Genomic DNA, 12,924 nt, shown 5'->3' with positions numbered 1-12,924 from the left:
GCCAATATGTTTTCTTCCACCTCACTGAATAGCTCTAAATTGCATAACAGTGAGGTATTTATTATTCCCTTCTGAGGATACCCAAGCTAAATCTCTTGAAATCCCAATACCAAACTAACCCGACATAAGCCTTCACTAAAAATTCATTCGCTTAATGAAAATTTGGGAATACTTATGTTGAGCTGAGATTAAATTATACTTTTCTACAGTGTAATTAATTTGTTAAAATCGCATATTCCAATTTTAGTGTGATTCAAAAGAGAGCGGTATAAACCATTTATGAAAGCTAAAGTTATTGTTGGTATGTCCGGAGGGGTAGACTCTTCTGTAGCCGCCTGGCTATTGAAAGAACAAGGATACCAGGTGGAAGGTCTATTCATGAAAAACTGGGAACAGGACGATCACAATGATTATTGCCCTGCCGCAAAAGATTTGGCCGATGCTCAAGCCGTCTGTAATCAATTGCGTATACCACTGCATACTGTAAATTTTTCAAAAGAATACTGGGATAGAGTATTTGCTTATTTTCTGAATGAATATGAAAAAGGCAGAACGCCAAACCCTGACGTGTTATGTAATAAAGAAATCAAATTCAATGCCTTTCTAAATCATGCTTTAACCCTGGGAGCAGATTATATAGCCACTGGTCACTATGCCAAAAATACAATAGAAGGATGCATTGGCTATTTATTTAAAGCAAAAGACAGGGAAAAGGATCAAACGTATTTCCTTCATGCTGTTGAACCAGAGGCATTGGCCAAATCCATTTTTCCAATAGGTGATTTTACCAAGCCACAAATTAGAGAGTTCGCTAAAGAACTTGGCCTTGTCACTCATGCCAAAAAGGATTCTACAGGAATTTGCTTTATAGGTGAAAAAAGATTCAAAACCTTCCTTAATGAATTCATACTTGCCAAACCGGGAGAAATAAAAAGTACTGAAGGAAAAACACTTGGTCAACATGATGGTTTAATGTTTTATACATTAGGACAGCGCCAGGGTTTGGGGATTGGAGGATTACAAAATTCGACAGATGAACCATGGTATGTCGTAGATAAAGACATAACCAGTAACACTCTTTATGTGGCACAGGGCAGTCAACATCCGATGCTCTATTCCCAAGGTTTGATATGTGGTCCTATTCATTGGCTGGCAGACTATCAGAATCATTTACCACTAACCTGCTTTGCCAAAACCAGATATAGGCAAACCGATCAAGCCTGCATGATTTCTCCTCCTGATAACAATCAGCACTATGTGATGTTTTCAAGCCCCCAACGTGCGATTACTCCGGGGCAATTCATCGTCTTTTATGAAAAAAATCAATGCATTGGTGGAGCTACCATAGAACAGATTATCCGCTAGGCAGGGAACCAAACTTTTAACGGATATTGTAGTTTTATCTAGTTACTCATGCTAATTTATGGATTGAGGCTACGAAACAACTCGCATTATTGATATAATAAATAGTAATAGTAGTAATTATTTTGGAGTTTAGTATGGCCAGTGTTGACGTATCCCAAAATACTTCAGATATACATTTTTCTGTCAGTGCAGCAGATAAAGTCGCAGAACTAATCAAAGAAGAAGATAATTTCAATTTGAATTTACGAGTTTCAATTACAGGTGGCGGTTGTTCTGGATTTCAATACGGATTTAGCTTTGATGAACAAATCAATGATGACGACACTATTGTGATACAACAATGTTCCGATGGAAAATCTTCTGTCAAATTGCTAATTGATTCAATGAGTTACCAATATTTACATGATGCAGAAATTGATTACATTAAAGGAATTCAAGGAGAGCAATTTGTCATACGCAACCCTAATGCAAAAACGACTTGTGGTTGTGGCTCTTCGTTTAGTATTGGGGATGAAGATGATTTATAAAAAAATCACTGCCTAAAATTCATGGCAGTGATCTTAGTTTTTTACGGACGATCTGCTTATTATTCTTAAACACCTCGGGTAGGTTCAGGTGATAGAAAATTAAGTTCCGTTAATTTACTATCAAGAGTTCTTGCCCAGTCACGTAATGACTTGCATGTTTCCACTTTGCTAATTTCAAAAAACTTGCTATCTAAACCAGTTTCTTTTAATTTGGCTCGCAATTTTTCATCTATTCCTGCTAGCAAACAACGTTTAGCACTACTGGCACAGTTATTAAAAAGAAATGAATAGTTTTGGCTGCGCTCTTCTTGCATAGCTTTCAGTACTTTGACTTCATCAACATAATAAGCGAAGCCACTTTCTGCAGTAGGTAAAGTGACGCTGTAATCAGGATGTCTACCTTTGGTAAAATCTCGACTCTTGACGAATTGTTCTTTACGAGAAGTATATTCTTTGCGATGACGAGCCTCTTCTTGTAATTCCTTTAAATCATTTTCATCCCTGCCATTGATTTTAATTTCCAATTGTCTTAGATTTTCTTCACGGTGGCTAATTGCAAGCTCAACCTGTTGAAGATTTTTTTCAATTTTTTGCATGCCTTGATGATAAGTCAGTTCAGATTTTGACATCAATTCGCTTATCTCGTGTCGATAGCTTGTTGTCGTTTCGCGCTCCTTTTTCAATTTAACTAATTTGTCATTAAGCTCAAGCAATTGTGCTCTGGTTTTAGGATCAGGATTTTGCAATTTATTTAAATAGCTTAAAGTTCTCTCTGTAGCTGTAATTTGGCTATTTATTTTGTCCAAATCAAATTCAAGCTTGGCTAATTGCTTTTTCAGCTCTTTATTTTGGGTTTCATGAGAGATAGTTAATTGCTTTTGTTGCTTAATCAATACATCCTTTTCTATATGTAATTTCTTAAGATCATCCATAAAAAGTATTCTTTGCTCCATGTTGACTTCCAAATCTGAAATTTCAACAAGCAAATCAAGATTTTTCTTCTTTTCCTTATCAATCTCATCTAAAGCAGATTTGCGATGTGTTATATCAATTGCCGTTACCGAATCTTCAGCAATCATATCGTCTTCATGAGTTTTAAATTTAGGTTTGACTCCTTTACCTTTTATAGTTTCAGATTTAGTGGGTCTCCCTTCTGGCCAGAAACTGTGAGAAACCACATCACTCTTTACCATAGTTGGCTTCAAATGAGATGATTCTATGTTTGGAGGAGAAGGAATAGTCGCTTGAGTTGGGACAGCACGCAATGTTTTTTTAGCCCCCATCTCTGGCCCATGTTGCTCAATAAAATCAAAACTATTTTTTGTGCGCTCATCAATTTCTATAGTAAAATTGACATGCCCTACATTTTCCCCTTTATCCTCTGAAGCTAAAAGCGGGCCAAAAAATTTGTGCTTAATTCGTTTCTTAAACAAAAAAGCGGTTGATAACCAAATATTCACTTCAATCATAACGATACTTCTTCTCAGATTAATGGGTACAAATGACTAAATGATTATTTATTTGTCATTAAATTCAATTATACAACATAATCCTCAATTATGGTGCATTAATTAAGTTATCAATAGGATTTAATAATTACTTTCGTTCCAATTTTAATGAAATTTTGGCTTAACCATCTTGCATCATGTGGTTTCACTCTGACACAGCCATGACTCGCGTTATAATTTGGTACATCTGGAGAACCATGTATTGCATACAACTTGCTAAAAAACATGCAATATGGCATTGGCGCTCCACCTTTACCCAACGGATAACGACTGGAGCGGCATCCTGGACCACCTTTGCTAATCACTCTAAAAACGCCAGACGGTGTTTTGCATGATCGGCGAACATCAGAACAGTAGTGTTTTCCACCTGATCCGCGCCCTGTACGTATCACTTTGCCATTAGCGCTGATAGCTTTCCAGGTTAATGTATTAGGATTAAAAATAAAGGTATTGCCTGCTGCATACCCATTACAGAATAGAAATGCGCCTAAAATGTAGATCAAAAATTGAGACAAAAAATTTAAGCGAAAATTGGACTTTTCCATGATTTAACCTATTTTTTTCCGTCACTTTATTATTTTAGTTTAATTTTTGAACAATTCAAATGTTAATCAGCAGTTTGTCGTAACTCCATGAATCAGTCATTTAGAGCTCAAGTGCTTTAAATTGCTTAATGAAGGAAAAATTATATTTTTTGTCCTACTATATATATGAGACTCTAAAATAAGGACAATAAATCATGTCAAGGAAATTACTTATTGCTACCACGCTCGTGCTAAGCACTTCATTATTTCCATTAATATCCAATGCTGAAGACACAGCAAATCCTAGTGAGATGACTAAGGATGCCTGGTTAAATTCTATGACTCCCTTATTACCGGATCTTATCTGCAAAGGATTTATTCAAGATCCTGATCTTAAAAAACGATTTGATGAAATAAAAATGACTTATGAGCAATGTGTGACTTTAATTCCTGAAAGCACTAAAAAATGCCAAGATGAACTGTATGCCAGCATGCCAGATAAAATCAATAGTGAAACAGCTGGTACATGGGGAAGATCATTAGGAGAGTGTATCGGAAAAGATTTTGCTGAAAAGCATCTAATTCCAAAATAGACAATAAAAAAATTATTTGTTTGACATGATTATTAGGCTTCGCCTCTGCCATAGCCAATCAAACTGGATTGTTTTCTTGAGGGCAGCTAATGACAGGAATAAGCTACCTGAGCAATCTTGTTATTTTATAAGGTTAAGAATTGGCAGACGCGAAACCGAATAATTATTTATAATTATGAGAACTACACTTCTTCCCAATGATTGATACCGGATTTTTTAGATATAAACTCAATGAAACTTTGGTGCTGAATTAACTCCACTTCATTTGCCTTCATTATTACAGGATTTTTTAAACTTAATGGCTTAATTTCTTGGGTTTTTATTTTTGAATGTCTCAAACTGGATTCAACTTCAGTAAATAAACTGCTTTGGCCACCTGTCATAGCCAAATACACATAAGCCAATATTTCAGCGTCTAGCAAAGCACCGTGCAGTTCACGATTAAAATGATCTATTTCATAACGTTTACATAAAGCATCCAAACTGTTACGCTGCCCAGGATGTTTTTCTCTGGCTAAAACCAAGGTATCAAGAATTTGGCAATAATCTTCTAATGTCTTATTCCATTTCACATGGTTTAATTCAGAATTTAGAAATCCAACATCAAATGGCGCATTGTGAATAATTAATTCTGAACCTTCCACAAATTGTAAAAATTCAGTCACGATATCCTGGAATAAAGGTTTATCTTGTAAAAATTCGGTACTAATGCCGTGAACTCTAAAGGCTCCCTCATCCACTTCACGCTGTGGATTAAGATAGACATGAAAGTGCTTCCCAGTTAATTTTCTATCGATGAGCTCGATACAACCTATTTCTATTACTCTATGACCTTGTTCAGGTCCTATACCAGTCGTTTCGGTATCTAATATAATTTGCCTCATAGCTCTATGATAACTCCTCAATACCTAAATTTGCCAAAGCATCAACCAAATCATTTTCCAAATGGCCTGAGTGTCCTTTAACCCAGTGCCAATGAATATTATGAATAGAAGCAAGATTATCCAGTGATTGCCATAATTCAGCATTTTTAACCAATTCTTTCTTGGAGTTACGCCAACCGTTTTTTTTCCATGTCTTGATCCATTCTTTCATTCCTTGCTGTAAATATTGGGAGTCGGTATACAAATCCACCTCACAGGGACGTTTTAATGCTTCCAGACCCTTAATTGCGGCCATTAATTCCATGCGGTTATTGGTCGTATGAGCTTCTCCTCCATGAAGTGTCTTTTCTCTGCCATTATATCGAAGTAACACCCCCCAGCCACCAGGTCCGGGGTTTCCTTTACATGCACCGTCAGTATAGATTTCTACCTTCATAAAAATAAATCAGGACAAAGTTGGGCTTTAGGATTCATAGCATAACAAGAAAAATCAGTGACACCACTATTTCTTAGTACGTCTTCATCAATAAAAAAATTTCCAGTAGTTGATCTTGCTGATTGGTTGATAATCCAATAAGCAGCATCAGCCATAATTTGTGGCTTGCGGCTTGCCATATACATTGCACTGGGAAAATGAACTCGTATGGCATCAGTAGCTATGGTAGTTTTCGGCCATAAAGAATTTACAGCAATTCCTGCTTCTTTGAATTCTTCAGCAAGGCCTAATGTACACATACTCATACCGTATTTACTGATAGTATAGGCCAGATGTGGCGCAAACCAGGTTTTATCCATATTTAATGGTGGAGATAAAGTCAGAATATGCGGGTTCTCGCTGTTTAAAAGATAGGGAATAGCTGCTTGAGAACATGCAAATGTTGCTCTGGCATTAACACTCTGCATCAAATCATAACGCTTCATTGGAGTATTTAACGTATCAGTCAAATTGATTGCGCTCGCGTTATTGACTAATACATCCAATCGTCCAAAGGTTTCTATGCTTTTAGTTATCGCATTTTGGATCTGTTGCTCATCTCTGACATCAACCATTAAAGGCAGAGCTTTCCCCCCCAGTTCTTCAATTTCGTTTGCAACAGAATAAATAGTTCCTTCCAGTTTAGGATGAGGCTCTGCTGTTTTGGCTGCAATAACAATACTTGCTTTGTCTTTTGCAGCAAATTTTAAAGCAATTTCTCTGCCAATCCCTCGGCTGCCGCCTGTAATAAAAATGACTTTACTCATGATTTCTCCCTTAGTTTTATACCGCCAATCCAGGCTAAAAACATACGCATTAAAGCACCATAGGGTGGATACAACCAGCTAACCGTAGATATAAATCCCTGCACAAATACGGGTTTTAATTTTGAAAAGGTATCAAATCCTTCCTTTCCATGATAATGTCCCATACCACTATGTCCAACGCCCCCAAAAGGTAAATCATCGATTGCAATATGCATTAAGGTTTCATTGATTGTCAAAGCACCAGATAATGTTTTTGTTTGTATGATTTTTATTTCACTCTTGTCTTCTCCAAAATAATACAACGCAAGCGGACTGGGATAAGAGTTGATGAAATCTACTGCATTATTGATCGAATTATAAGTCAATACAGGCAATATAGGACCAAAAATTTCTTCCTTCATAACAAGCATATCATCAGTTATACCAAATAATAGAAATACAGGTAACTTTGAGCTATTCGGAATTGAATGACCAAACTCAACAATACGAGCCCCTTTGCTTCGTGCATCCTCGACCAGATCAAATAAATGCTTTTTATGTCTCTCTGAAATAATACTGGAATACTGCTCATTACTCATTAAATCTGGGTAAAAAGTATTAATAAACTTACTAAATTCTCTTTCGACTCTGTCTTCCCATCCTTTAGGAATCAATAAATAATCTGGCGCAATACAAGTTTGAGCAGCATTGAATAATTTGCCCATAAACAAGCGCTTAAAATAAGCTGGGTTCATGGTGGGAGATAATATTGCCGGAGATTTGCCACCTAACTCCAGTGTCACTGGAGTCAGGTTATCACTGGCAGCCTTCATCACCAGCTTTCCTACATTAGTTGAGCCGGTGAACATAAGATGTCCAAAAGGAAGCGAAGCAAACTGCTTTGATAGCTCAATATCACCGTTAATGATGCTGATAGAATGGTTTAATCCAGCCGCGTGCATCAATTTTAGTAAAGTATCGCCAATATGTGGAGATAACTCAGACATTTTTATCATTACTTTATTTCCAGCCGCCAAGGCATAAATAGCAGGAACTAAAGCCAGATAAACAGGATAATTCCAGGGAACCATGATACCGACCACCCCAAGGGGTTGCGGAATAACATAGGCTTTTGCAGGAATAAATAACCAAGACACATTTCTGCGGCTCTTCTTCATCCATTTCTTCATTTTTTTTAAACAAAAATTAATGGCTTTTATCGTTGGAAAAATTTCCAAAAATAAGGTTTCTTCAACAGGACGATGAGTAAAATCCTTATTGATTGCTTCTGCCAAAGTGCAAGCTTCTGTCTGCAAAATTTTTTTTATTGCAATCAACAGTTCTTTTCTTTCAGACAAAGAAGGATAAGGATTACTTTTAAATTGTTGATGCAAAGATTGATATTCTGCCATTAATTCCATTGTGCTTTCCTGCTATTCACTCGTTAACGTGAGTAACGAAAAATCCTTATTTAAAATCTTCTGTTTTATTTTTTCTATATCAGGCGCAAAGTAGCGATCTTTATCATATTCTTTAACCACACTTCTTACGCTTCGATAAATTTTATCCAATTGCGGCGATGTCTTTAAAGGCTTATGAAACTCTAACCCTTGACAAGCTGCCAATAATTCAATAGCAAGAATAGTTGAAGTATTATCAATCATCTCATGTAATCGACGTGCGGCACTAGTTGCCATAGAAACATGATCTTCCTGATTTGCCGAGGTAGGCAAACTATCTACAGAGTGTGGATGAGCAAGCGCTTTGTTATCGCTGGCGCAAGAAGCAGCAGTTACATGTGCAATCATAAAGCCGGAATTTAAGCCGCTTTCTCTAACCAGGAAGGCGGGTAATCCACTAAAATTTTTATCAATTAATAAAGCAATTCGGCGTTCTGCACTACCACCTATCTCAGACAATGCCAATGCCAAATTGTCAGCAGCCATGGCAATGATTTCACCATGAAAATTTCCCCCAGACAAAATGTCACCCTGCTCTGCAAAAACGAGAGGATTATCGGAAATTGCATTAGCCTCTACTTGAAGAGTTTGTCCAACAAACTCCATCTGATGAAGAACTGCGCCCATAATTTGCGGCTGACATCTTAAAGAATAAGGGTCCTGGACACGATGACAATGCCTATGTGACTCTCGAATTTGACTGCCTGCTAATAGATTTCTGTACATACCAGCAGTAGAAATTTGAGCTTGATGTCCGCGAATTTGATGTATTCTGTCATCAAAGGGCACATCGCTTCCACTAGCAGCATCTACTGATAAACTGCCGGAAATAATAGCTGTTTCAAACAATGTCTCACTAATAAACAGGGCAGACAATGCTAAAGCGGTAGATACCTGTAACCCATTAAGAAGTGCTAATCCTTCTTTGGCTTCCAATTCAAGCGGCTTCAATCCAGCCCGTTTTAATCCTTCCTCAGCACTGATAACTTGTCCTTGATGTCTTACTTCACCCTCCCCTAACAAAGGTAAAGACAAATGTGCAAGCGGAACTAAATCTCCAGACGCACCAACCGAACCCTTAGAAGGGATGCATGGATATATTTTATGATTAAACAACGCAATCAAGGCATTGATTAATTCCAACCTAACCCCGGAATACCCTTGAGCCAAGTTATTAATTTTCAAAAGTAAAATCAAGGCAACCACTTCATCCGGCAACAACTTACCTGTTCCGCAAGCATGAGAAAGTACAATATTACGCTGCAACTCCTTCAAAGAATCTGCGGAAATTCTCTGATTCGCCAGAGAACCAAAACCTGTATTGATTCCATATACCGTTTTCTTTTCATCAATTACTTTTTTAACAGTTTGATGAGAAGCACTTATTAATTCAAAAGCGCTCTCAGCGAGAACGCAAGATTGACCCTCATCTAGAATTTGCTTAATAGAAAGTAGCGATAATTGCCCAGGCTGCAATATAAAACGTTCTGACATAAACAGGCTCCTTTTAAGATTCCATGGGTAACCAAAGCGAATTCTCTTTGGCACATTGCTTGGCAAGTTGATAACCTGCATCCGCATGTCTCATTACCCCTGTCGCTGGATCATTGTGTAGCACACGAGCCAATCGTTTAGCCGCATTTTCTGTCCCATCAGCAACAATCACGACACCAGCATGTTGTGAAAAGCCCATTCCTACCCCTCCTCCATGATGAATGCTGACCCAGGTAGCTCCACTGGCGCAATTTAATAGTGCATTAAGCAAAGGCCAATCGGAAACAGCATCACTGCCATCCAGCATACCTTCTGTTTCGCGATTGGGACTGGCCACAGAACCAGAATCCAAATGGTCACGCCCAATGACAATAGGTGCTTTAACTTGTTTATTTTTAACCATCTCATTGAAAGCCAAGGCAAGCCGTGCTCTGTCTTTTAACCCCACCCAACATATTCTTGCTGGTAATCCTTGAAATGAAATTTTTTCCTTAGCCATATCTAGCCAATGATGCAAATGAGGATTATCAGGAATTAACTGTTTTACTCTCTCATCCGTTACATAAATATCTTCTGGATCACCTGACAATGCAACCCATCGAAATGGTCCAATCCCTTCACAAAATAATGGCCTGATATAAGCAGGTACAAATCCCTCAAAGGAAAAAGCCTCTTTTTCCCCTGCTTCAAATGCCATTTGCCTAATGTTATTGCCATAATCAAAGACAGGAATACCTCTATTATGAAACTCAAGCATTGCATGCACCTGAACAGCCATCGATTTCTTGGCTGCATCAACAACCTCTTCAGGTGATTTTTTTCTCATTTCAATAGCTTGTTCCAATGTCCATCCTAATGGCAAATAGCCATTGAGCGGATCATGAGCGCTGGTTTGATCGGTAACCAGGGAAGGCTGAGCTCCCAACTTAACCAGTTGAGGAAATATTTCAGCAGCATTTCCCAAAACAGCTACTGAAACTGGCTTTTTACAGCGAGAGGATTCATTAATCCAGTCTAATGCCTCACTTAAATTATCAGTGTACCGATCCAGATACTTTGTCTGTAAACGTTTCTCAATCCTTTGCCTGTCACATTCTACAGCCAGAACACTGGCACCAGCCATAGTTCCAGCTAGGGGTTGGGCCCCACCCATTCCCCCTAAACCCGCTGTTAAAATCCAACGCCCGGACAAATCGCCCTGATAGTGTTTTTTAGCTGCTGCAACGAATGTCTCATAAGTCCCTTGTACAATGCCTTGAGAACCGATGTAAATCCAGCTGCCCGCAGTCATCTGACCATACATCATCAAGCCTTTCTTATCCAGTTCATTAAAATGCTCCCAGGTAGCCCAGCGTGGTACCAAATTGGAGTTGGCAATTAGTATTCTGGGAGCCTCTTCATGGGTAGTAAATACTCCAACAGGTTTTCCGGACTGAATGAGCAAAGTCTGATCATTATTTAGTAATTTCAATACATGAACAATTTCATCAAAACATTCCCAGTTTCTGGCAGCCTTGCCCAAACCACCATAAACAATCAAAGAATCAGGATCCTCTGCAACATTGGGATCCAAATTATTGCAAATCATCCTTAATGCCGCTTCAGTTAACCAACTTTTAGCTTGAATTTCGGTACCTCTAGGGGCAGAAATAACACGTTTATTCTTGTCCTTGTTCATCAAGAATACTCCTTCTTGCTATGAAAACCTCAGTTATTATTTCTCTTCAAATAGCGATTTAAAAAATTTTTAGCATCATACACCAGTCAACTACTTGCTGGAATGAGATAATCAAATGAGTTGAGAAAAACCGGATGAAATGATTAATCAATATTCATAGTGTTTTTTATATGATATAATTTTTATTTAATAAATTAATTTGATCGTAGTCACTTAAAATATGGAAAAACATCCAAAATCTCTGCGCATCTACTTTACAACTGAAATGTGGGAACGTTATGGTTTTTACGCAGTTCAATCCTTATTAGCACTTTATTTGGCTTTACATTTTAAATGGCCTGACAAAGAAATCTATTCTTTAGTAGGATCATTCACAGCGCTCACCTATCTCTCACCATTAGTAGGTGGCTGGATTGCTGATAAGTTAATAGGTCAAAAACGCGCTATATTGTTGGGTGCTATTGTCCTGTTTTTAAGTTACTGCATGTTGTCGTTGATAGATAATTCTCTAGCATTAACATCTTCACTTGCAGGAGTCGCTGTAGGAACAGGTTTATTAAAACCTAACATTTCTTCATTACTAGGTAATGAATATCCAGTAGGCTCAACAAAAAGAGAAAGTGGTTTTACTATTTTTTATATGGGCATTACGACAGGAATAATCCTTGGAACAACACTGCCAAGCAAATTTAACGAGCATTTTGGCTGGTCTGCTTCCTTCACCAGTGCATCAATCGGGCTAATCATTGCGTTTGCAGTATTTTTATTTGGAATACATCAGTACAAAATTAAGGATTATAACCCATTTATTTTCCATCCAGGTAAAATCATTTCAGCTTTTGTGTTATTGGTTATGTTATGGGCTTTATCATTTTATATTTTAAGTTCACCTCAGCTGGCAAATATTATGTTTGGACTTGTGGTCCTTTTCTCAGCCAGTTACATTTTATATTCAGTAAATCGTGAAAGTGCAAATCAATCCAGACAAACATTAGTTATCGGCTTATTATGCATCATCTCCGTTATTTTCTGGGCATTTTATTTTCAGATGTTCATGTCTTTAACATTATTTATTGCGCGAGTGGTCGAGCCAAGCTTTTTAGGTATCGATTTCCCACCACCTTATTACATCACTGTACAAAGTATTGGCATGTTAATTATTGGTTATTTTCTTGCTAAAAAACATAATAATCTTACAATGATTGAAAGAGGCTTAAGTACCGGGAAAAAATTTGTGCTTGCCATGGTATTCATGACCATCGCCTATTCAATTATTGCATTTGTAAGTAGTGCGGTTGATAAATCCATTTTGATTTCACCTCTTCTTATCATCCCTGCCTATCTGATGATCTCTTTGGCTGAATTACTGCTTTCCCCGGTAGGATTGTCAGCAATAACTGTACTCGCTGACAAAAATAAGGTAAGCACCATGATGGGCATCTTTTTCGTTTCATTAGGAATAGGAGGATTCCTTTCGGGAAAATTAGCCGACCTAACCGCCATTCCTACTGGAGAGACCAATGTAATTGTTCTAAAAACACTCTACGCTACAGCATTTACTCAACAACTCAGTATATTGTTCATTGCTACTTTAGGCTGCCTAGTATTGTTTGCTGTGATTAAATTTTTACTAACTCACATTCAGATATGTGAAAAACAATGATTAGATT

Annotated in this window: 12 protein-coding genes; 4 read left to right on the top strand and 8 right to left on the bottom strand. The window is 37.6% G+C overall.

Features of this window, described 5'->3' with window-relative positions; genetic code table 11:
- Positions 1-279: 279 nt before the first annotated feature.
- The gene (gene mnmA, locus EL201_RS07060; RefSeq protein WP_027221572.1) at positions 280-1,365 is read left to right on the top strand and encodes a tRNA 2-thiouridine(34) synthase MnmA; all 1,086 of its coding nucleotides are present in this window, start codon (positions 280-282) and stop codon (positions 1,363-1,365) included.
- 134 nt (positions 1,366-1,499) lie between these two features.
- On the top strand, positions 1,500-1,892 hold the full coding sequence (gene erpA, locus EL201_RS07055) for an iron-sulfur cluster insertion protein ErpA (RefSeq protein WP_027221571.1): 393 nt from the start codon (positions 1,500-1,502) through the stop codon (positions 1,890-1,892).
- 65 nt (positions 1,893-1,957) lie between these two features.
- Here erpA and EL201_RS07050 read toward each other — a convergent pair whose 3' ends face one another.
- A complete protein-coding gene (locus EL201_RS07050; RefSeq protein WP_027221570.1) occupies positions 1,958-3,361 on the bottom strand; it encodes a coiled-coil domain-containing protein in 1,404 nt (467 codons plus the stop codon).
- 110 nt (positions 3,362-3,471) lie between these two features.
- Positions 3,472-3,945, bottom strand: coding sequence for a L,D-transpeptidase (locus EL201_RS07045; protein ID WP_027221569.1), 474 nt, complete (start codon positions 3,943-3,945; stop codon positions 3,472-3,474).
- 194 nt (positions 3,946-4,139) lie between these two features.
- Between EL201_RS07045 and EL201_RS07040 the strand changes: the two genes are divergently transcribed.
- Positions 4,140-4,517 carry a hypothetical protein gene (locus tag EL201_RS07040; RefSeq protein ID WP_027221568.1) on the top strand — a complete coding sequence of 126 codons (378 nt, stop codon included), beginning with the start codon at positions 4,140-4,142 and terminating at the stop codon, positions 4,515-4,517.
- A gap of 182 nt (positions 4,518-4,699) precedes the next feature.
- Here EL201_RS07040 and dnaQ read toward each other — a convergent pair whose 3' ends face one another.
- From dnaQ to hutU, 6 genes are read right to left on the bottom strand one after another with little or no spacing between them, the layout of a single operon-like run.
- The gene (gene dnaQ / locus EL201_RS07035) at positions 4,700-5,401 is read right to left on the bottom strand and encodes a DNA polymerase III subunit epsilon (RefSeq protein WP_027221567.1); all 702 of its coding nucleotides are present in this window, start codon (positions 5,399-5,401) and stop codon (positions 4,700-4,702) included.
- Between the two features lie 4 nt (positions 5,402-5,405).
- Positions 5,406-5,837: a ribonuclease HI gene (gene rnhA / locus EL201_RS07030; RefSeq protein WP_027221566.1), complete on the bottom strand. Its 432-nt coding sequence runs from the start codon at positions 5,835-5,837 to the stop codon at positions 5,406-5,408.
- Positions 5,834-6,643 carry an SDR family oxidoreductase gene (locus EL201_RS07025; RefSeq protein WP_027221565.1) on the bottom strand — a complete coding sequence of 270 codons (810 nt, stop codon included), beginning with the start codon at positions 6,641-6,643 and terminating at the stop codon, positions 5,834-5,836. Before EL201_RS07025 ends, rnhA begins: the two co-directional genes overlap by 4 nt.
- Positions 6,640-8,043 (bottom strand): coniferyl aldehyde dehydrogenase, encoded by a 1,404-nt coding sequence (locus EL201_RS07020; protein WP_027221564.1) that lies wholly within the window; start codon positions 8,041-8,043, stop codon positions 6,640-6,642. Before EL201_RS07020 ends, EL201_RS07025 begins: the two co-directional genes overlap by 4 nt.
- A gap of 12 nt (positions 8,044-8,055) precedes the next feature.
- Positions 8,056-9,576 (bottom strand): histidine ammonia-lyase, encoded by a 1,521-nt coding sequence (gene hutH, locus EL201_RS07015; RefSeq protein ID WP_027221563.1) that lies wholly within the window; start codon positions 9,574-9,576, stop codon positions 8,056-8,058.
- A 13-nt stretch (positions 9,577-9,589) separates the two neighbouring features.
- Positions 9,590-11,254: a urocanate hydratase gene (gene hutU, locus EL201_RS07010; protein WP_027221562.1), complete on the bottom strand. Its 1,665-nt coding sequence runs from the start codon at positions 11,252-11,254 to the stop codon at positions 9,590-9,592.
- Positions 11,255-11,474: 220 nt separating this feature from the next.
- On the opposite strand from hutU, the gene EL201_RS07005 reads away from it, so the two are divergent.
- Entirely contained in the window at positions 11,475-12,917 is a 1,443-nt protein-coding gene (locus EL201_RS07005) for a peptide MFS transporter (RefSeq protein ID WP_027221561.1), read from the top strand.
- Positions 12,918-12,924 lie beyond the last annotated feature (7 nt).

Source organism: Legionella pneumophila subsp. pascullei (genome assembly GCF_900637585.1).
In the GTDB taxonomy this organism is placed as follows: domain Bacteria; phylum Pseudomonadota; class Gammaproteobacteria; order Legionellales; family Legionellaceae; genus Legionella; species Legionella pascullei.
This window is presented reverse-complemented; position numbering and strand designations above follow the sequence as displayed.

Coding starts and splice junctions, on each gene's coding strand:
- EL201_RS07020 (WP_027221564.1), bottom strand. CDS start 8,043: ATGGAATTAATGGCAGAATATCAATCTTTGCATCAACAATTTAAAAGT.
- hutU (WP_027221562.1), bottom strand. CDS start 11,254: ATGAACAAGGACAAGAATAAACGTGTTATTTCTGCCCCTAGAGGTACC.
- EL201_RS07025 (WP_027221565.1), bottom strand. CDS start 6,643: ATGAGTAAAGTCATTTTTATTACAGGCGGCAGCCGAGGGATTGGCAGA.
- rnhA (WP_027221566.1), bottom strand. CDS start 5,837: ATGAAGGTAGAAATCTATACTGACGGTGCATGTAAAGGAAACCCCGGA.
- EL201_RS07045 (WP_027221569.1), bottom strand. CDS start 3,945: ATGGAAAAGTCCAATTTTCGCTTAAATTTTTTGTCTCAATTTTTGATC.
- mnmA (WP_027221572.1), top strand. CDS start 280: ATGAAAGCTAAAGTTATTGTTGGTATGTCCGGAGGGGTAGACTCTTCT.
- erpA (WP_027221571.1), top strand. CDS start 1,500: ATGGCCAGTGTTGACGTATCCCAAAATACTTCAGATATACATTTTTCT.
- EL201_RS07040 (WP_027221568.1), top strand. CDS start 4,140: ATGTCAAGGAAATTACTTATTGCTACCACGCTCGTGCTAAGCACTTCA.
- dnaQ (WP_027221567.1), bottom strand. CDS start 5,401: ATGAGGCAAATTATATTAGATACCGAAACGACTGGTATAGGACCTGAA.
- hutH (WP_027221563.1), bottom strand. CDS start 9,576: ATGTCAGAACGTTTTATATTGCAGCCTGGGCAATTATCGCTACTTTCT.
- EL201_RS07005 (WP_027221561.1), top strand. CDS start 11,475: ATGGAAAAACATCCAAAATCTCTGCGCATCTACTTTACAACTGAAATG.
- EL201_RS07050 (WP_027221570.1), bottom strand. CDS start 3,361: ATGATTGAAGTGAATATTTGGTTATCAACCGCTTTTTTGTTTAAGAAA.